This window comes from Myxococcus sp. AM009 (genome assembly GCF_013372605.1).
GTDB classification, from domain to species: Bacteria; Myxococcota; Myxococcia; order Myxococcales; family Myxococcaceae; genus Myxococcus; species Myxococcus vastator.
The window spans coordinates 26,642-44,498 of the sequence record NZ_JABXEP010000064.1; the positions used below are offsets into that span (position 1 = coordinate 26,642).

Consider the following 17,857-nt stretch of genomic DNA (forward strand, 5'->3'; position numbering starts at 1 on the left):
CGCAGGCAGTCCCTACATCCAGGCGGAAGACGAGCGAATCAGGTCTTCCACCCTGCCCCTCCGGAGCGGCCTTGCACCTCGCTGTTCGGAAATGTCGGGACTTTTGTGACGCCAAAACCCCCGACATTTCCGAACAGCGAGCTCCCGGCCGGGGTCCGTGGGGTCCGGCCCCCCCCCGAGGGCAGCCCGGACACCGCGGTTTGAAACCTTGACGAGGACACCAACGTGGCGACTGTCGAAGCGGCGGAGCGGCCCCAACGGCCTCGCCTCCGGCCTGGACCTGGTAGCCTGGCGGGGTTGACGAACCAGGACATCGACTGGCCCATCCGGGTCGCCGCCATGAACGCGCTGCAACACCTGGTGCGCCAGCATGGCGAGGTGCTGTCCTGGGACGTCATCGACCGAGGCTTCACGTACCAGGGCGAGACGCTGAACTTCGCCAACCGCGCACGCGGCATCTTCTGGCCTCGCCACATGCGCGAGACTGCGCTGTCCATCAAGACAACCGTGCCTCGCCAGGGCCGAGAGGCGCGCTACGACGACCTCCGCTCGAACGAGGGCTTCCAGTACCGGTTCCAGGGAACGGACGTGGCATCTCGCGACAACCGGCGCCTCGTGCGGGGCATGGAATGGGATGTCCCGCTCATCTACTTCTACGGCATCGAGCCGGGCGCCTATCGGCCCATCTGGCCCGTCTACATCTCCGAGGCCAACCCAGCCGAGCTGAGCTTCACCGTCGTCTCCGCCGCGCCAGACGCGGAGGTGCTGACACCGGGGCTCCACACGGCGGACCCGAAGCTCTTGAGCCTGGAGCGCCGCTACGCCACGGTCCAGATGAAGAAGCGGCTGCATCAAGCCGCCTTCCGTCAGCACGTGCTGCGCGCCTATTCGCGGCGGTGCGCGGTATGCCGGTTCCCCCGGCCGGAGTTGCTGGACGCGGCGCACATCCTCCCAGACCGGGACGAGCGCGGCAGGCCGGAGGTCTCCAACGGCCTCTCGCTCTGCAAACTCCACCACGGGGCCTTCGACGCGGACCTGCTGGGCATCCGCCCCGACGGCATCATCGAAATCGCGCCACGGCTGCTCGCCGAGCGCGACGGGCCCACGTTGGAGTACGGGCTCAAGGGCTTCGCCGGAAAGGCGCTGAGCATCCTGCCGGAGGCGCCTGCCCACCGGCCGCGCCGTGAGTACCTGAAAGCGCGCTACGAGCGCTTCCGCGAGGCAGGCTGAACCCAGGACGGGCACGGCACGGACGCGCCCGTGGCCGCCTGACTCAGGCTACGCCACCGCCCGGCGTCCGCCCCTGCGCGTCCGGCATCTTCCCCTGGAGCAGCAGGTTGTCGCCCCGGCAGAGGCTCTTGTAGGACCACACCCAGAACGAGTCTCCAGGACGTGACTCCTGGAGATACTCGTCCAGCACGTCGGCGTCGTCACAGATGAAGCGGTGCGGGGCACGCGTCTCCCGGTAGAAGCGGTGCTCGATGATGAGCGGGCTTTCGTTCGCCAGCATCTCCCGCAGGCGGCTCAACGTCTCCGGGTCGGTGATGCGCGAGCCTTCGAGAGTCCACGCGTCCATGGTGCGGTGCCGCGCCTTTCTTCCCACGAGCTGAAACGGGCCCGGAGGATGATAGCGGATGACGACCCACATCAGGGCCGCGCGTCTTGCGATGGCGCCGGACGGTGCTCGGTGAAGAGTTCGTCCTCGTAGCACCAGGCCCACTCCTCCCCCGGCTCGAAGGACTGGACGACGGGATGCGCCGCCTGCTGGAAGTGCTTCGTCGCGTGCCGGTTGGGCGAAGAATCACAACATCCCACATGGCCACAGCTCAGGCAGCGACGCAGGTGCACCCAGCTCGCTCCCATGGCCAGACATTCCTCGCAGCCTCGCGAGCGCGGAGGCGGGTCTCCGGCCTGCTGGATGTGCTCGCAAATCGGCTCCATGTGACACCTCCCTGTGACTGGGGCGACCCAGTGCCCTCCACAGCGTAGGCACTGGGTGCGGGGTCCTTCAGTGCGCACCAGCCAGGATGGCGAGCCACCGGCGGCACGTCCCCACCCCGCCGTGGCGGATGGCGTGCGCGGAGCCCCGGGTGCACGGTAGAGCCACATGGCCACCACCGCCCCCGACACCCCCGTCGCCTATGACAGTCCTCGCGGCCGGGGCGTGCTGCTCGCCAGCGTGCTGGGCAGCGGCATGGCGTTCCTCGACTCCACCGCCGTCAATGTCGCCCTGCCCGCCATCGGCCGCGAACTCCACACGGGCCTGTCCGGCCTCCAATGGGCCGTGGACGCGTATCTGCTCACGCTCGGCGCCCTGGTGCTCACAGGGGGCGCGCTCGGCGACGCGAAGGGGCAGCGCCGCGTCTTCCTGCTGGGCATGCTCGTCTTCACCGCCACATCGGTGTTGTGCGGGCTGGCGCCCAACACCTGGACGCTGGCCGCCTTCCGCGCGGCGCAGGGCGTGGGCGCCGCGCTGCTGGTGCCCGCGAGCCTCGCCTTGCTGCGCACGTCGTTCCCGCCTCAGGACCGGCAGCGCGCCGTGTCCGCCTGGGCCGGGCTGTCCGGCGTCACCACGGCCGTGGGGCCGCTGCTGGGTGGGTGGCTCGTGGACGCGGGCTCATGGCGCTTCGTCTTCTTCCTCAACGTGCCCCTGGCCGCGCTCACCGCCTGGGCGGCGCTGCGGTACGTGCCAGACATCGCGCCGAAGACAGGGGCGCGCGGGCTGGATGTCGCGGGCTCGGTGACGGCGGCGCTCGGGTTGGGTGGCCTCATCTACGCGCTCATCGAAGGCCCCGCCCATGGATGGCCCCTGGCGGCCATCGTCGCCGCGGCCGGAGGCGCCGTCCTGCTGGCCGCGTTCTTCGTCCTGGAGGCGCGGCAGCGGGAGCCGATGCTCCCACTCACTCTCTTCCAATCGCGCACGTTCTCCGGCGCGAACCTCACCACGCTCGTCGTGTACTTCGCGCTCGGAGGCGCCACCTTCCTGGTGGTGCTCGCCCTCCAGCAGCAGCTCGGCTATTCGGCGCTCGGCGCGGGCGCGGCGCTGCTCCCCATCACGCTGATGCTGCTTCTCTTCTCGCCTTCGGTGGGGCGGCTCGCGGGGCACATCGGCGCGCGTCCGTTGATGACGGCGGGGCCGCTGCTCGCGGGCGTGGGGCTGGCGCTCCTGACGCGCATCCAGCGCGGAGGCGACTACGCGAGCACGGTGCTCCCCGGCATCGTGGTGCTGGGGCTGGGACTGGCGCTCACCGTCGGTCCGCTCACGGCGGTGGTGCTCGGTGCCGTCGAGGACCGCCACGCGGGTATCGCCTCCGGCGTGAACAACGCCGTGGCCCGCATCGCCGGCTTGCTGGCGGTGGCGCTGCTGCCGCTGCTGGGCGGGCTCGCCGGCGACGCCAACGTGGACTTCCTGGTGGGCACACGGCGCGCGCTCTGGGTGTCCGCGGGCCTGTGCGCCGTGGGAGCGCTGTGCTCGCTGCTCACGATTCCGCGCGAGGCCGGGCGCACGGCCTCCACGCGACAGGAGCGCGGGACGGCGGGGCCTTAGCGCCCGCATCGGGCCATGGCGCCGCCGCCCGCCGCTCAAGCAGAAGGCCCCCAGCCGAGCGGGCGCTAGCTCTTGTACTTCACCGAGCAGCCGTAGGGCGTGGTGGTGCTGGCCGGGACCTGCTGGCCACCCACCACCGCGTCCACCGCCGTCTTCACGTGGTTGGCCGGCTTGGCGTTCTTGCCGCGCGGGTCATCGTCGATGGCGCCCGCGTAGCGGACAACGCCCTTCTCATCGATGACGTACATGTGCGGCGTCGTCTTCGCGCCGTAGGACCTGCCCACCGTGCCGCTCGCGTCCTGGAGGACCGGGTAGGGGAAGCCCTCATCCTTCTTCCACGCCGCGGACTTCTCCGGCGTGTTGTGCGCGGTGGAGTCCACCGCCAGCCACACCACCTTCTTCGCGTCGAAGCCCTTCAGCGTGGTGGCCATCGTGTCGTTCTTGTAGTGCCGCTGAACGAAGGGGCACTCGGGGTTGGTCCACTCCAGGACCACGACCTTGCCCTTGTACTGCGCCAGCGTGTGCTCCTTGCCGGACTCGTCCTTCAGCGTGAAGGTCGGCGCGGGCTTGCCGACTTCCGCGTCGGCGAGGGCAGGCGCCCCCGTGAACAACGTGCCCAGCGCGAGTGCGGTGAAGACCTGCTTCATGGCGTTGCTCCAGCGTTTTGGGGACTGCGGGGAAGACAGCACGACTTCAGTGACTTGGGAAACCCGCGGCGCAGAGGACGTTCGCGCCGCTGCCCAGCTTCGAAGGTGCGCACTCCGCCGCGCGCTTCACGGCGTCCGCCACCACGCCCGGCGTGAGCAACTCCGGCAGCACCTCCGGCTTGTCGGGGACGCCCGGGCTCAGCACCAGATACATGGGCACACCGGCCCGGCCGTGCTCGGCCAGCTTGGTGGTGATGCTCGCGTCCCGGCGCGTCCAGTCCGCGATGAAGAAGGCCACCTGGTGCTTCGTGAAGGCGTCGCGCACCTCGTCAGTGGCCAGCACGGTGCGCTCGTTGAACTTGCAGGTGAGGCACCAGTCCGCCGTGAAGTCGATGAACACCGGCTGCCCCGCCGCCAGCGCCGCGTTCACCGCGTCCGAGCTCCACGGCTGCGCCTGCACCACCGCGGACCCGAGCCGCGGCGGCGCCGCCGCCGCGTCCTGGTCCTCGAAGCGCAACGTCAGCAGCCCGGACGCCACCAGCACGCCCGCGGCCACCGCCACGGTGGCCAGCTTGCGCACGCCGTCCTGCGCCTGTCCCTGGCCGTACAGCCAGGTCACGAGCCCCACCGCGACCAGGAACGCCAAAAGCCGCGCCATGCCGTCCACGCCGGCCAGCCCGCCCATCACCCACACCAGCCAGACGGTGGTGGCCAGCAGCGCGAAGCCCAGCACCTGCTTGAAGCGCTCCATCCACGCGCCCGGCTTGGGCAGCCTCTTCGCCAGTCCAGGCACCAGCACCAGCACGCAGAAGGGCAGCGCGAGCCCCAGGCCCAGCGCGGTGAAGACGGCCAGCACCGTCAGGGGGCCCGCCGCGAAGGCGAAGCCCACCGCGGTGCCCAGCAGCGGCGCCGAGCACGGCGTGGCCAGCACCACCGCCAGCACGCCCTCGCCGGCGCTGTGCATCAGGCCGTGGCTCTGGTCCACCTTGCCCGCCAGCGCCGTGCCGTCCAGGCCCACGTTGAAGACACCGAAGAGGTTGAGCGCGAAGGCCACCAGCACCGCGCACACCCCCGCGACGAAGAGCGGCTCCTGGAACTGGAAGCCCCAGCCCACGCTCGCCCCGCCCGCGCGCACGGCCAGCACGCCGCCGGCCAGCAGCAGCATCGTGCCGATGATGCCCGCCGCGTAGGCCGCCGCATGCGCGCCGACGCGGCCCTTCTCCTGCTGCACCATGCGCGTGAAGCCGTAGGCCTTGAGCGCCAGCACGGGGAACACACACGGCATCAGGTTGAGCAGCGCGCCGCCGAAGAAGGCGAACACCAGCGCCAGCCCCAGGCTCATGGACGACCCGGCCGCGGGCGGCGTGGCGATGGCGGCGCCCACCGGCTTCACCGCCGCGATGCTGTCCTTCACCGACGGCGGCTTCACCGCGGCCGGCGTCCCCGCCGCGCCACCGGCCGCCACCATGGGGGCCAGCGGCGCCGTCACCTCGAGGTACTGGTAGCCCGTGGCCGCCGTGCCCAGGCGCAGCACGCCCGTCAGGCCCGGCGCCGTCGCCTGCACGTCCGGCTCCGCCTTGCCCTTGAGCTTGAAGCGGCCCGGACCGTCCGAGGCCAACCCCACGCGCGCGACGCCGGGGATGCGGTCGGCGACGAAGAAGTCACCCTCCACCGCGGGCACCGCCGCGCCGCCCGAGGCCGTCAGGGTGAGGGTGCCCGTGAAATCCTGGCCCGCGGTGAGCTGGGGCGCATCCAACGCCAGCGTCGCCGCGTGGCCGCTGTCCTTGGCGGGGCGGGGCACCTTGGCCAGCTCGGCGTCGAGGACGGCCGCCGTCTCGGCGTCGCGCACCGTCTGGGGTCCCAGGGGAATGGAGCGCGTCAGCATCAGCTCCGCGGGGATGCAATGCACCTCGCACACCAGCGCTTCCACGGCGGCGGACACCGTCACCATGCCCGTGGCGGCCCCATCCACGGCCTTGGCGTCGGCGACGAGGATGGCCTCACCGTCATAGCCATGGGTGGTGATGAAGCCGTCGGGCGTGCGGAACGTCTGCGGGAAGGGCCACTGCAACGGCCCCACGGTGACGCCGGGCGTGTCCCACGCGACTTCCGTCTCCAGGCCGGAGTCGCCCGGGTTCTTCCAGTAGACGTGCCAGCCCGGGTCCAACCGGAAGCGCACGCCCACGCGGAAGGTGTCTCCCGGCTTCACCTGGGTGGCGTCCACCAGGAGGGCGCCCTCGATGCGAGGGTCACCTTCGTCCGGCGCGCTGGAGGCCACCGCCGACGCGGGCAGGTCCGCCCACGCGACGGCCGCCACCAGCAGCAGTCCGATTCCGCCAACACTGCCGAGCCTCTTGGACTGCCGATGCGTCATGCGATTCCCGTTAACCTAGAGGAGGCTGGCCCGCCAGCGGCAGTCACATGCCTCCGAGCACAGTGAACCATCTGGGCAGGCGGGCATTCCCCTCGCATGACGCGCCACGCCCACTCCCAGGCGGACCGCTCGGGCGGAGGGGGTTACAGCGTCACAGAGGCAACGTCATCAACCCACAGGGAGCAGCCGAGCGGCGGACGTCAGTCCTCGGTCTTCCAGGGCAGCAGCGCGGGCTCGGGCGCCGTGGGGCCCACGCGGCTCATGGTGATGCGGGAGACCTCGGAGTGCGCGCGGCGCAGCACCAGCGCGGGGAGCTTGTTGGCCCGGCGCTCCATCACCCGGCGCAGGTCCGCCAGCCGCTCCACGTGGCGCTGCGCGGGCACCTCCGCGGAGCCAAGCCGCGCGAGCTTGTAGAGGGCCACGTCGGCGGCCTCCAGCGCCCGCTCCGCGGCGTCCTGGTGACGGCGGCCCAGGGCCTTCCACGCGGCGGCTTCACCGGCGACCAGGTCCAGCTCGGCGGACACGGCGCGCACGAAGCGGCCCGCGTCGCTGTCGGGCAGCACGCGTGTCACGGGCACGCTGATGCGCCGCGTATCGCCGCGCTCGGAGTAGGACGTGGACACGCCCAGGTTCCACTCCGCCTCCCCCAACATGCCCGAGAAGAGGACCCGGCGCGGGAAGGCCTGGGAGATGGCGCCCAGGGTGGCGCTCATGGCGTCGCCCTCCACGCGCGAGGGGTAGCGGTGGCGGCAGCGGACGTCGGCGAAGCCCGTGGGCAGCACGTGCACGCGCGCGTCGGAGACGACTTCACCGAAGAGCTCGGCGCCCAGTTGGCCCACGGCCATGGGCAATCCTTCGGGGTCATCCACGTGCACGAAGCCGGTGCCGGAGGGGCTGGTGAGGGCCTCCAGGACGTCGGGCAGGTAGTGGCGGCCCAGCCCCAGCGCGTGGAGCATGACGCCGGACTCGGCGATGCGGGCGCCCTGGGTCTTGAACTCGGCGAGCTGCGACGGGCCCACGGAGGGCTCGCCGTCGGTGAGCATCAGCACCTGGGGCCGGGCGCCGGGCACGAGCACGCGGCGGGCGGACTCCGAGGCGCGCTCCACGGCCTCGTGCAGGGCGGTCCCCTCGCCGGACTCCAGGCGCGCGAGCACCTTGAGGAGCTGCGCCCGGGCGTTGGCGTCCATGGCGCGCATGGGGAGGACCTGCTCGGGCTCGGCGTCGAAGGTGAGCAGGCCCAGGTAGTCACGCGGGCTGGCGCGCTCGACGAGCGCCTGGGCGGCCTGCACGGCGGCGAGCAGCGGCACGCCCCGCATGGAGGCGCTGCGGTCCAAGGCCAGGTTGATGGCCACGGGCGCGCGGGGGGCATCGGCGTCGGCTTCCAGGGTGACGAGGAGGAGCACCTCGCGGCCCTGCTCGGCGTCACGCTCCACTGCCCAGGCCGTCTGCTTCATACGTACTCCCCCGTGGTCGCACGAGGCATTGTGCCGCGAATCAATCTGCGGGAGCGGACTGCCCCCGATGCCGGAAGTCTCATGGGCCACAACGCACGGGAGCAGGGGACGCTCACGAGCAGGCTGCGGGGTCCGAGAATGTCGGGAGTCGTGCTTTGGAGCAAGGGGGCCCGGGGGCTCACCCTGAGGGAGCCGCCACGCGGGCATCCATTGCCCCGGTTACCGCTGGTGCCCCCGCGCGTCCACCGGCCGCGGGGGCCGCGTATTACTCGGCCGCAGTCCAGCCGCCCCACGACTCCTCGGAGTAGCCCCAGCGGCGGCCGGGCGCGCCCTCGTCGGCCCCCGAAGACTCCGCGTCACCGTCCTGCCGCGGATCCACATAAGGCAAACCTTCATCGTCCATGTACGTGGTGTCGTCGTGAACCATTGTCGGCTCCTCTGCCGCTTCGGTCGACCCGGGCTCACCCCATGCGAAACCCGCTCCAACAGGCGTTGACCGATTTACCAACCATGTTGGGGATGTCGCTCCGCGTTGTAAAGCCCTTGGGGTCTCAAAGTTCTGGAGCCCGTGTAGACCGTCTGCCTACCTGCCTGGCCTCCAGCAAGGCGTGTTCGTATTTACAGCCGGTTACGAACAGTCAAGCGTCTGACAGTGCCCGTGGCAATCGCACAAGGTAAGCCCTGGGTCCGAGCGAGGGAATCCCACAACGGTTGACACCCAGGTATTTTCAAGGAGGCCCTGGCCGCCGCCCGTCCCTGGTAAATCCGTACGATGGCCGCTCACTCCCCGGCGGACCCAGGCCGCGTTCTCCAGTGAAGGACACCTGGGACAGCAGCGCGCTTGATTCGCGAATCACCCCTGTTAGGGTTGAAGTGCACTCAAGAATTGCCGCGACGCGGCAGCCCGGGCCCATCCGCCGCGCCCCAGAGGTCCTCAGAGTCCCATGAGTCCCATCATCACCGGCCTGTTGCTAGCCCTCGCCGTTCCCATCTTCGTGATGACCATGTCCGGTCGCGTGGGCGTCCTGCTCGCGATGAAGAAGGAGAACCGGCTCGACAACATCCCCTTCCGCGTGGCGCAGCTGGTGCGCTTCGGCCTTGGCCAGAAGCGACTGGTGGATCCGGAGGAGTTCACGCCGGGCCTGTTCCACGTGTTCATCTACGCGGCCTTCATGGTGCTGGCCCTGCGCACCGTCATGCTCTTCGCCATGGGGTTTTCGACCACGGCGCTGGACGTGCTGACGGACCTGGGCCACCCGTTCTGGGCGGAGCAGTCCGCGCTGCTCTTCCTCTACAAGGTCTACCTGCTGGCCAAGGACGTGGTCGCCGCGCTGGCCCTGCTGGGCGTGGCCTACTACGTCTGGGTCCGCTGGAAGGTGAAGCCGGACCGCCTGACGCCGTCGTGGGAGGCGTACCTCATCCTGTGCTTCATCGGCGGGCTGATGATTTCCGAGTTCCTGTTCGGCGGCAGCCACATGGTGGCCGCGCACGCCGCGCAGACGCAGCTGGGCGCCACGCAGGTGCCACAGTCCGCCGCCGCGCTGGTGTGGTGGGAGCCGTTCACCAGCCTGACGGGCCTGGCGATGATGCCGCTGGGCGCCACCGCCGCGCACGTGCTGGGCGTGGCCGGCTTCTGGACGCACCTGGTCATCATCCTGGCGTTCCTGAACTTCCTGCCCATCGGCAAGCACTTCCACATCATCACCGGCCTGCCCACCGTCTTCTTCCAGCGCACGCACTCCACCGGCAAGCTGCCCACGCCGGACCTGGAGAAGGAAGAGTTCGGCGCGGCCACGGTGAAGGACCTGACGTGGAAGCAGGGCATGGACCTCTACTCCTGTACGGAGTGTGGCCGCTGCCAGACGCACTGTCCGACGTACATCACCGGCAAGCCGCTGACCCACAAGGGCGTCAACCAGGACCTGAAGCATTGGATCTGGGACAACGAGCAGTGGGTGGAGGAAGGCTACGGCCCCAACAAGGTGAAGGAGCCGCTGCCCGAAATCGTCGGCAGCGCGCTGTCCGCGGAGACGGTGTGGGCGTGCACGAGCTGCGGCTGGTGCGAGCAGGCCTGCCCGGTGTTCATCGAGAACGTGCCGCGCCTCATCGACATGCGCCGCTACCAGGTGCAGGTGAAGGCGGAGTTCCCCCCCGAAATCCAGCGCGTGTTCGAGGGCATCGAGCGCCAGGGCAACCCCTGGGGCCTGGGCCAGGACCGGCGCGACGAGTGGGCGGAGGACCTGGCGCTGCCCACGTGGGGTGACGACGGCGGCCCCTACGAGTACCTCTTCTTCGTGGGCTGCGCGGGCAGCTACGACGACAAGCAGAAGAAGGTCAGCCGCGCGCTGGTGAAGATTCTGCGCGAGGCGGGCGTGAGCTTCGCGACGCTGTCGAAGCAGGAGATGTGCAACGGCGACTCCGCGCGCCGCATGGGCAACGAGTACCTGTTCCAGACGATGGCGAAGACGAACATCGAGTCGTGGAACTCGATGGGCGTGAAGGCCGTCATCACCCAGTGCCCGCACTGCTTCAACACCATCAAGAATGAGTACCCGGAGTTCGGCGGCGAGTACCGCGTCATCAACCACACGCAGCTCATCAACGAGCTGCTGAAGGAGAAGCGCATCCGGCTCTCCGCGGTGATGAACAGCAAGCTCACCTACCACGACCCCTGCTACCTGGGCCGCCACAACGGCGTCTACGACGCCCCCCGCGAGGTGCTCAACGCCATCCCCGGGCTCGAGGTGGTGGAGATGCAGCGCAGCAAGCGCGAGGGCTTCTGCTGCGGCGCCGGCGGCGGCCGGATGTGGATGGAGGAGCACATTGGCACGCGCATCAACCACAACCGGTTGAACGAGGCCGCGCTGACGCTGAAGCACGCCGAGGACCCGAGCACGCCCTACCCCAACGCCGCGGACAAGAAGAAGCCGGGCCAGGTGGGCGACTACAAGGAGCAAGGCGGCAGCGGCATCGTCGCGGTGGCGTGCCCGTTCTGCTCCACGATGCTCTCCGACGCGGTGAACGACACCGGCCGCGAGGGGAACATCAAAATCAAGGACATCACCGAGCTGGTGGCCGACGCGCTGGAGACGAAGAGCGGCGCGGTGGGCACCGTGGCCCCCAGCGCCACGGTGAGCGCCAAGCCGGAGTAGCGCCAAAGCGGCGGGCCCGCTGAAGGGCCCGCCCGCTTCGCTTCACCCGAGGGCCCGGAGGCTTCCACCGTGAAGCCCCGGGCCTTCGCCGTTTCAGGGCTTGCGCTGCTTCTCCGAGCGCAGGACGCGCGCCAGCCGCTGGGTGGCGCCGTCGTCGCCCAGCTTGCCGGAGACGTAGGCCCCGGCCGAGGCGAGCTTGCGGCGGAAGCCGTTGTCCGGCGGAGGCGGCGCGTCCAGGCGCAAGTCGGTGATGCCCAGGCCGGAGAGCAGCGTGCGGGCCAGGTCCTGGTCATCCGCGCGCGCGTGGGGCATCAGCCACTGGCAGACCTCGGTGTGCCCGTGCGCGGCGGCCATGATGAGCGCGGACTCGCCGATGCGGTCCGTCAGCTCGGGGTCGGCCCCCGCCTCCAGGAGGAGGTGCACCAGGTCCGCCCGTCCCACCCGGGCCGCGGCCATCAGCGGTGTGCGGCCCTCCTCGTCGAAGGGGTTGGGGTCCGCTCCGGCGGACAGGTGGGACTCCACGGCGTCACGGTCGCCCGCCAGCACGGCATTGAAGAGGGACATTGTCAGACCTCCGCGCGGCAGCATCGCGCCTCGCGCGCTGGGGCGCCAGTTGCCCCAGACGCACGTCACCTTACGCCTGGAGGGTCAGTTGATTTCGACCGTGCCGCCCTTGATGCGGTGGGTGCCGGAGGCGCGCGACTCCAGTTGGGTGCCCTTCACGATGACCTTGCCGTTGCGGCGCAAGGTGATGCTGGCCTCGCCGCACTTGAGGACGACTTCGTCCTGGCCCTCGATGACGACGCGCTTGCCGTCGACATGGGCCTCCATGGGCCGCGGCGTGGCCTCCGGGGGTGGCGACTCCAGCAACGCATCCAGCAGCGGCGTCGCGCTGGGCTCCTGGATGAGCCCCATGACGAAGGGCAGCCGCGGGTCTCCGTTCTCGAAGAGGAGCACCACCTTCTGCCGCTGGGCGACGGCGGCCTGGAGCGCCTTCGGCTCCACGACGACGGCGAGCCGCGCGGCCACCGGCCCCGAGGTGCTCCCCGGGAAGTCCACGAGCACCGCGCCGCTGGCATCAACGCCCACCAGGTTGCCGGCCCGGCTCCCCAGGATGGGCTCCTGGGACGGCGCGCCAGAGGCAAGGGACTTGCTGTCGGGTGACACGCTCATGCCGGCATCTCCATGCGTCAGGCTACCGCAGGCGCCCCCACAGCGCGAATCAGGCCCGGCGGGCGGCCCTGACGCCACGCCACCGGGCCCGAGGTCAGCCGCTCCGGGTCAAATCGGCCCGTAGGACGGCTCCGTGGCGCTGGGCACCGCCAGCGACACCGCGCCCGAGCTCAGGTTCGCGCGGTAGATGCCCGGGTCGCTCCCGCCGGCGCTGATGAGGAAGCCCAGTTGGCTGGCGCCCGTCCAGCTCGGCCACGACTCCTCCGAGCCCGCCCCGCCGCTGGTGACGCGCTGGAGCGCCCCCACGTTCGAGCCCGACAGCTGTCCCACGAAGATGCGCGTGCCACCGGAGGACAGGCGCCCATCCAGCGCCACCTGGGAGCCGTTCGGAGACACCGCCACGCGGTTCTCCACGAACTGCACGCCCGCGCTCAGGGACGAATAGGTGATGGTGCTCCCGTTGAGCGGCACGTGCGCGAGCTGGTCGAGCTGGTTCAGCCCGCTGCCCGCGCCCGCCAGCACCGCGCTCCCGTTGGGCACGAAGGACGGCGCGCCGTAGGCGATGACGTTGTTGGGCGTGAGCTCCTGGAAGCCGCTGCCGTCCGTGTTGATGCGCGCCAGCGCCGTCTGGGAGCTGTTTCCGGGCGAGAAGACGAAGACGACGCTGCGCCCGTCCGGGCTGAAGGTGGGCGTGCGGAAGTTGGAGCAGCCGCGCGCGCACGCCGAGTCATTCGCCCGGAACAGCGTGGACGGCGTGCCGCCCGAGGTGGGCACCGTCAGGAGCGAGGTGGAGCCTCCGCTGCGCTGGACGAACACCACGCCGCGGCCGTCACGCGACACCGAAGGCCAGTAGGCGCCGCCCACGCTGGTCAGCCGCTGCGGGCTGTTGGCGTCGCCGCTGTCGTCCACCACGAAGACGTTGCGGTCGTCCTCGCGCACGAAGGCGAAGCCACGGGTGAAGAGGACGTCCCCGATGCCGCCGCCACCGCCGTCATCCAGGGGCTCGCAGCCCCCCAGCATCCCCACCGCCAATACCGCTCCGAGGAATCTCCGCTTGCCCGTCATCGTCGTCACTCCGCTTCCCGGCCGATAGAGAGCCCCGTACTACAGAGCGCACCGGGACTGACGTCAACGCGCCGCGGGTGATTCAACGCACCGTCAAGGTCAGCGGTTGAGCTTCTGGAGCTCGTTGCGGCAGAGGTTGCAGAGCGTCAGCTGCTTGCGGTCGCAGTCCTGCGGCGTCTGCGCGAAGAACATCACGCACCGCGGGTCCTCGCAGTAGGACAACCCGAGCAGGTGCCCCGCCTGGTGCACCACCTCCACCTGCGCGCGGCGCCGCAGCGTGTCGCTGGCGGCGCCCTGGGCCAGGCGGTGGAGGCTCATCACCGCCGTCTTCGATTCACGGTCCGCTTCCCCGAAGACGAAGGGCGAGTCCGGGACGAAGAGGTCCACGTCGGAGATGCCCAACACGGCGAACTGGCCGGGCTCCAGCATGGGCGTCAGCCGCCGCATGATGGCGTTGCAGTGGTACTGACCGCGGTCCTTGTTGAAGGCGTAGGCGGGCGTCGTCAACATCGTCTTCGACACCACCGCCGTGACACCCATTTGCGCCGCCAGCGGGTCCTGCAAGTCCCTCAACAGTGAGACAGGCGGGCTACCCACGGAGACCAGAAGGAGTGTCTTCTGCGGCATCGGCCCACCGTCCTTCATGCACGTGGCGGACGCATGGCTACCGCGTCCCCCCGGAGCGGAGTGGCTGGGGCGCAAGGATTCGAACCTTGATACTCAGAGTCAAAGTCTGATGTCCTGCCATTAGACGACGCCCCAGCAGGTTCTCTCGTGTACTTCTGGTGTCCGAGTGTACGGCATCCCGACGGGTGCGGGGAACTCCCCTGAAGCGGTTCCCTGCAATGTCAGCCACTGGACCCCTCGCCCGGGCCCCGAGGGCGGCCGGAGCCGGGCGCATTGTCGCTCTCTCTTTACACCTGGAGTAAAGCCGCCCCGGACTCTCGCCAGGGGCGGCCACTCCTCGGTCAGCCCTTGAGGACGGCGAGCGGCGTGAGGCGCAGGAGCGGCCGGACGAGGTCGGCCTCGTCCTCCAGCACCTCGGTGATGTCGCGGTAGGCGGCGGGGGCCTCCTCCACCAGCGTGGCGGTGCGCCCCTTGTCGTACACCACGCGCCGCAGCACGTGCTCCAGCGCCGCCGGACGGATGCGCGCCCGGGCCTCCGAGCGGGTGAGGACGCGGCCCGCGCCGTGTGAGCAGGAGCGGAAGGCGCGCGGCTCGCCCAGCCCCTCCACGACGTAGGACGCCGTGCCCATGGAGCCGGGGATGAGCCCGCGCTGGCCCGCATGGAGCCCTACCGCGCCCTTGCGGTGGACCAGCAGCACGCGGCCCCCGTGCGCCTCTTGAGCGACGTGGTTGTGGTGCACGTCCACGACCGACGGGGTGTCGGCGGCCACGCCCAGGGCCTCCTCCAGGACGTCCAGCGCGCGCGCGGCGATGGCCTCCCGGTTGGCGAGCGCGAAGCGGCAGGCCCACTGCGTGTCGGCGAGGCAGGCGGCGCCCTCGGCGGTGTGGATGCTCAGGGCCGGAAGGCCGCCCTCCCCGAGCGCCCGCGCCACCCGCCCGTGGTGGTCCGCGATGGCCGCGCCGACGCCCCGCGAGCCGGTGTGCAGCAGCAGCCAGAGGTCCCCGTCCGCGTCCCGGTCCAGTTCGAGGAAGTGGTTGCCGCCTCCGAGCGTCCCCAGGTGTCTGGGCGCCAGCCGCTCCCAGGCATGGCGAAGCTTCTGGGTGGACAGGGGTGGTGACGCCAGCGCCAAGGGCAAGGGCTGCCCTCGGCCCCGGTGGACGGCGTCACCCACGGGGATGCGCTCGGCCAACCGGGACAGCACGCGCTCCAGCACGTCCCGTCCGGGGAGGCCCGAGGTGCGTGGGAAACGCCAGGCGCTCACGCCGCAACCCAGGTCTCCGCCCAGCGCCCCGGGCACGACGTGGTGCTCGGTGGCGAAGACGGTGCCCACGGCGATGCCGGAGGCGACGTGGAGGTCCGGCATGGCGGCCACGTGCTCCACGACATAGGGCTGGGATGCGAGGTGCCGCAGCTGCTTCTCCGCGCCGGGAGGCAGCGCGCGTGCCCAGACGAGGATGGGCCTGCAGCCCGGCGCGGGCGGAAGGAGACGGGGCATCATGGCGCGCCCTCCTCCGCCGCCCCGGGCGTGTGCTCCGAGACGCCGATGTAGATGAAGCGAAGCTGCGGCACGCGCTTGAGGTCCAGGTGCTCCGCGAGCTGTGAGCGCAAATAGCCGCTGGCGCCTTCGAGCGCCGCCTGCAGGGGACGAAGGCCGCCAGCCGCGGCTTCGGGCGTGACGGTGTAGCCGATGCGAACGAGGCGGCCGTCTGGCGACAGCTCGAAGGACGTCAGCGCGACGCCTTCGAGCCTCGGGTCGGACAGCTCACCCCGGAAGGTGCGGGAGACTTCTTGGGACAGGTGGGACTGCACGCGCAGATGGCGCGAGGACGAGGTACGGCGATTCCTGGAAGAGGACATGAGCGGACGAACGGTTCCCAGAAGGCCGCGCGTGCCCTCGTGCGCGCCCGGCTTCAAGCCGTCAGCGACGCACGAGACACACGCCGGCCCATTGCACGGAGGCAAAGGCCCCGCGCACCCGCCGAATCCAAGGCTCTGGAAGCGCGCTCCGTCCCGCTCAGCGGGGGAGGCGGCCCACCCGGTTCAGCACGTTCAGCGCGGAGCGACCCGAGACTCCATTCAAGACACGTCCCATGGCACGCCTCCCGCCGCGTGCGTGACTCCCGCGCGGACCGTGATGCCGCGCAGGCAAGGTGTGACCGCCCCCCTGCCCACGTCAAGCGACAGCCCGGGACGGCAGGACGCGGGCAGACCTGACAGCCAGCCACCCCTCGGGCCCAGGCCCTGTGTCCGGTGTCGACGGGTGACCACCCTCACTTTCCAGCAGCGGACGTGCGTCTCAACGCGGCCGTGGGCCTGGCCCGCCGTCGCGCTACGCAGTGGGCACGAGGTGAAGGCACATGGCGGAAGCGTTCGACGTGGTGGTGATTGGGGCGGGCCCCGCGGGGGAGGTCGCCGGTGCGCGCGCCGCGGCGGCGGGGCTGTCGGTGGCGCTGGTGGAGCACGAGCTGCTCGGCGGCGAGTGCTCGTACTGGGCCTGCATCCCCAGCAAGGCCTTGCTGCGCCCGGGGGAGGTCCGGTGGCTGGCGGAGCATGCCGCCGGCGTCCGCGAGAAGCTCCAGGCGGGCATCGACGCGCGCGCGGTGCTGGACCACCGGGATTCGATGGTCAGCCACTACCACGATGACTCCCAGGTGAAGTGGGCCGAGGACGCGAAGCTGAAGGTGGTGCGGGGCACCGGCAGGCTCACCGGCCCGCGCAAGGTGCGCGTGGAGCGCAAGGACGGCGCCGCGCGGGAGCTGGAGGCGCGAAAGGCCGTGGTGCTGGCCACCGGGAGCCGGCCGCGCATCCCGGACCTCCCGGGGCTGAAGGACGCCCAGCCCTGGGACAACCGCCAGGGCACCGCGGCCAGGCAGGTGCCCAAGCGGCTGGTGGTGCTGGGCGGCGGCGCCGTCGCGGTGGAGCTGGCCCAGGCGTGGCGCTCCCTGGGCTCCGAGGTGACGCTGGTGCAGCGCGGAAAGGGCTTGCTGTCCCGCGCGGAGCCCTTCGCCGGAGCGCAGGTGGCCCAGGCGCTGCGGGACTCCGGCGCGCGCGTGCTGCTGGGGATGACCGCGAAGAGCGTCCAGCGGCCCGGCGGCAAGGGCGAGGTGACGGTGACGCTGTCCAATGGCGAGCAGGTCGTCGCGGACGAACTCCTGGTGGCCATGGGCCGCGTGCCGCGCACGGAGGGAATCGGGCTGGAGACGGTGGGGCTCGAGGGCGGCAAGCCGGTGGAGGTGGACGACCAACTCCGCGCGAAGGGCGTGGACGGCGGCTGGCTCTACGCGTGCGGCGACACCAATGGCCGCAACCTCCTCACCCACATGGGCAAGTACCAGGCCCGCATGGTGGGCGACGTCATCGCGGGCAAGCAGGCGAGGGCCTGGGCGGACGCGAAGGCCACCCCGCAGGTCGTCTTCACCCACCCGCAGGTGGCCAGCGTGGGCCTCACCGAGGCCAAGGCGCGCGAGGCCGGGCTGCCGGTGCGCACGGTGGAGAAGCAGCTCCAGGACGTGTCCGGCACGTCGCTGGTGGGCAAGGGCCTCACCGGCACCGTGAAGTGGGTGGTGGACGAGCAGCGCCGCGTGCTGGTGGGCGCCACGTTCACCGGGCCTGAGGTGGGGGAGATGCTCCACGCGGCCACCATCGCCGTGGCGGGGGAGGTGCCGCTCGATACGTTGTGGCACGCGGTGCCGTCGTTCCCCACCATGAGCGAGGTGTGGTTGAAGCTGCTGGAGGCGTACGGCCTGTAGCGCGCGGGTCCCTCCGTTGCGTGTGCGGGGGCGGGCGTGGAATGGTGCCGCTGCCCACCCCACCCCTC

The 17,857-nt window shown here is 70.9% G+C and carries 16 protein-coding genes and 1 tRNA gene; 4 read left to right on the top strand and 13 right to left on the bottom strand.

The window, feature by feature from the left end; translation table 11 throughout:
• Positions 1-225: 225 nt before the first annotated feature.
• Positions 226-1,230, top strand: coding sequence for an HNH endonuclease (locus HV824_RS17620; RefSeq protein WP_176423819.1), 1,005 nt, complete (start codon positions 226-228; stop codon positions 1,228-1,230).
• A 43-nt stretch (positions 1,231-1,273) separates the two neighbouring features.
• On the opposite strand, the gene HV824_RS17625 is transcribed toward HV824_RS17620, so the two are convergent.
• Together HV824_RS17625 and HV824_RS17630 are read right to left on the bottom strand one after the other, a co-directional pair.
• The gene (locus HV824_RS17625) at positions 1,274-1,576 is read right to left on the bottom strand and encodes a hypothetical protein (protein ID WP_255208116.1); all 303 of its coding nucleotides are present in this window, start codon (positions 1,574-1,576) and stop codon (positions 1,274-1,276) included.
• Positions 1,577-1,647: 71 nt separating this feature from the next.
• Entirely contained in the window at positions 1,648-1,941 is a 294-nt protein-coding gene (locus HV824_RS17630; protein WP_176420012.1) for a UBP-type zinc finger domain-containing protein, read from the bottom strand.
• Between the two features lie 166 nt (positions 1,942-2,107).
• On the opposite strand from HV824_RS17630, the gene HV824_RS17635 reads away from it, so the two are divergent.
• Entirely contained in the window at positions 2,108-3,547 is a 1,440-nt protein-coding gene (locus tag HV824_RS17635; protein ID WP_176420013.1) for an MFS transporter, read from the top strand.
• A 65-nt stretch (positions 3,548-3,612) separates the two neighbouring features.
• Here HV824_RS17635 and HV824_RS17640 read toward each other — a convergent pair whose 3' ends face one another.
• The 4 genes from HV824_RS17640 to HV824_RS17655 all read right to left on the bottom strand — a co-directional run bounded on the left by HV824_RS17640 (position 3,613) and on the right by HV824_RS17655 (position 8,449).
• Positions 3,613-4,194, bottom strand: coding sequence for a thioredoxin family protein (locus HV824_RS17640; RefSeq protein WP_176423820.1), 582 nt, complete (start codon positions 4,192-4,194; stop codon positions 3,613-3,615).
• 46 nt (positions 4,195-4,240) lie between these two features.
• Positions 4,241-6,568 (bottom strand): protein-disulfide reductase DsbD, encoded by a 2,328-nt coding sequence (locus HV824_RS17645; protein ID WP_176423821.1) that lies wholly within the window; start codon positions 6,566-6,568, stop codon positions 4,241-4,243.
• 200 nt (positions 6,569-6,768) lie between these two features.
• Positions 6,769-8,022 (bottom strand): VWA domain-containing protein, encoded by a 1,254-nt coding sequence (locus tag HV824_RS17650; protein WP_176420016.1) that lies wholly within the window; start codon positions 8,020-8,022, stop codon positions 6,769-6,771.
• 265 nt (positions 8,023-8,287) lie between these two features.
• On the bottom strand, positions 8,288-8,449 hold the full coding sequence (locus HV824_RS17655; RefSeq protein WP_176420017.1) for a hypothetical protein: 162 nt from the start codon (positions 8,447-8,449) through the stop codon (positions 8,288-8,290).
• A 517-nt stretch (positions 8,450-8,966) separates the two neighbouring features.
• Here HV824_RS17655 and HV824_RS17660 point away from each other — a divergent pair.
• On the top strand, positions 8,967-11,174 hold the full coding sequence (locus tag HV824_RS17660) for a (Fe-S)-binding protein (RefSeq protein ID WP_176420018.1): 2,208 nt from the start codon (positions 8,967-8,969) through the stop codon (positions 11,172-11,174).
• A gap of 93 nt (positions 11,175-11,267) precedes the next feature.
• Here the strand turns inward: HV824_RS17660 and HV824_RS17665 are convergent, their stop codons facing one another.
• The 7 genes from HV824_RS17665 to HV824_RS17695 form a co-directional block, all read right to left on the bottom strand.
• Entirely contained in the window at positions 11,268-11,738 is a 471-nt protein-coding gene (locus HV824_RS17665) for an ankyrin repeat domain-containing protein (protein WP_176420019.1), read from the bottom strand.
• A gap of 84 nt (positions 11,739-11,822) precedes the next feature.
• Positions 11,823-12,347 (bottom strand): DUF6484 domain-containing protein, encoded by a 525-nt coding sequence (locus tag HV824_RS17670; RefSeq protein ID WP_176420020.1) that lies wholly within the window; start codon positions 12,345-12,347, stop codon positions 11,823-11,825.
• 108 nt (positions 12,348-12,455) lie between these two features.
• Positions 12,456-13,421: a PD40 domain-containing protein gene (locus HV824_RS17675; protein ID WP_176420021.1), complete on the bottom strand. Its 966-nt coding sequence runs from the start codon at positions 13,419-13,421 to the stop codon at positions 12,456-12,458.
• A gap of 90 nt (positions 13,422-13,511) precedes the next feature.
• Entirely contained in the window at positions 13,512-14,039 is a 528-nt protein-coding gene (locus HV824_RS17680; RefSeq protein WP_176420022.1) for a non-proteolytic archaemetzincin-like protein, read from the bottom strand.
• 61 nt (positions 14,040-14,100) lie between these two features.
• Positions 14,101-14,174: transfer RNA gene (locus HV824_RS17685), tRNA-Gln, on the bottom strand.
• Between the two features lie 206 nt (positions 14,175-14,380).
• The gene (locus HV824_RS17690; RefSeq protein WP_176423822.1) at positions 14,381-15,538 is read right to left on the bottom strand and encodes an RtcB family protein; all 1,158 of its coding nucleotides are present in this window, start codon (positions 15,536-15,538) and stop codon (positions 14,381-14,383) included.
• The gene (locus tag HV824_RS17695; protein WP_176420024.1) at positions 15,535-15,897 is read right to left on the bottom strand and encodes a ribosome-binding factor A; all 363 of its coding nucleotides are present in this window, start codon (positions 15,895-15,897) and stop codon (positions 15,535-15,537) included. Before HV824_RS17695 ends, HV824_RS17690 begins: the two co-directional genes overlap by 4 nt.
• 500 nt (positions 15,898-16,397) lie before the next feature.
• Here HV824_RS17695 and HV824_RS17700 point away from each other — a divergent pair, with 500 nt between their 5' ends.
• Positions 16,398-17,789, top strand: a complete 1,392-nt coding sequence (locus tag HV824_RS17700) for an NAD(P)/FAD-dependent oxidoreductase (protein WP_176423823.1) — start codon at positions 16,398-16,400, stop codon at positions 17,787-17,789.
• The last annotated feature ends 68 nt before the right edge of the window (positions 17,790-17,857 follow it).

Coding starts and splice junctions, on each gene's coding strand:
- HV824_RS17625 (WP_255208116.1), bottom strand. CDS start 1,576: ATGGACGCGTGGACTCTCGAAGGCTCGCGCATCACCGACCCGGAGACG.
- HV824_RS17630 (WP_176420012.1), bottom strand. CDS start 1,941: ATGGAGCCGATTTGCGAGCACATCCAGCAGGCCGGAGACCCGCCTCCG.
- HV824_RS17635 (WP_176420013.1), top strand. CDS start 2,108: ATGGCCACCACCGCCCCCGACACCCCCGTCGCCTATGACAGTCCTCGC.
- HV824_RS17640 (WP_176423820.1), bottom strand. CDS start 4,194: ATGAAGCAGGTCTTCACCGCACTCGCGCTGGGCACGTTGTTCACGGGG.
- HV824_RS17645 (WP_176423821.1), bottom strand. CDS start 6,568: ATGACGCATCGGCAGTCCAAGAGGCTCGGCAGTGTTGGCGGAATCGGA.
- HV824_RS17650 (WP_176420016.1), bottom strand. CDS start 8,022: ATGAAGCAGACGGCCTGGGCAGTGGAGCGTGACGCCGAGCAGGGCCGC.
- HV824_RS17655 (WP_176420017.1), bottom strand. CDS start 8,449: ATGGTTCACGACGACACCACGTACATGGACGATGAAGGTTTGCCTTAT.
- HV824_RS17660 (WP_176420018.1), top strand. CDS start 8,967: ATGAGTCCCATCATCACCGGCCTGTTGCTAGCCCTCGCCGTTCCCATC.
- HV824_RS17665 (WP_176420019.1), bottom strand. CDS start 11,738: ATGTCCCTCTTCAATGCCGTGCTGGCGGGCGACCGTGACGCCGTGGAG.
- HV824_RS17670 (WP_176420020.1), bottom strand. CDS start 12,347: ATGAGCGTGTCACCCGACAGCAAGTCCCTTGCCTCTGGCGCGCCGTCC.
- HV824_RS17680 (WP_176420022.1), bottom strand. CDS start 14,039: ATGCCGCAGAAGACACTCCTTCTGGTCTCCGTGGGTAGCCCGCCTGTC.
- HV824_RS17690 (WP_176423822.1), bottom strand. CDS start 15,538: ATGATGCCCCGTCTCCTTCCGCCCGCGCCGGGCTGCAGGCCCATCCTC.
- HV824_RS17695 (WP_176420024.1), bottom strand. CDS start 15,897: ATGTCCTCTTCCAGGAATCGCCGTACCTCGTCCTCGCGCCATCTGCGC.
- HV824_RS17700 (WP_176423823.1), top strand. CDS start 16,398: ATGGCGGAAGCGTTCGACGTGGTGGTGATTGGGGCGGGCCCCGCGGGG.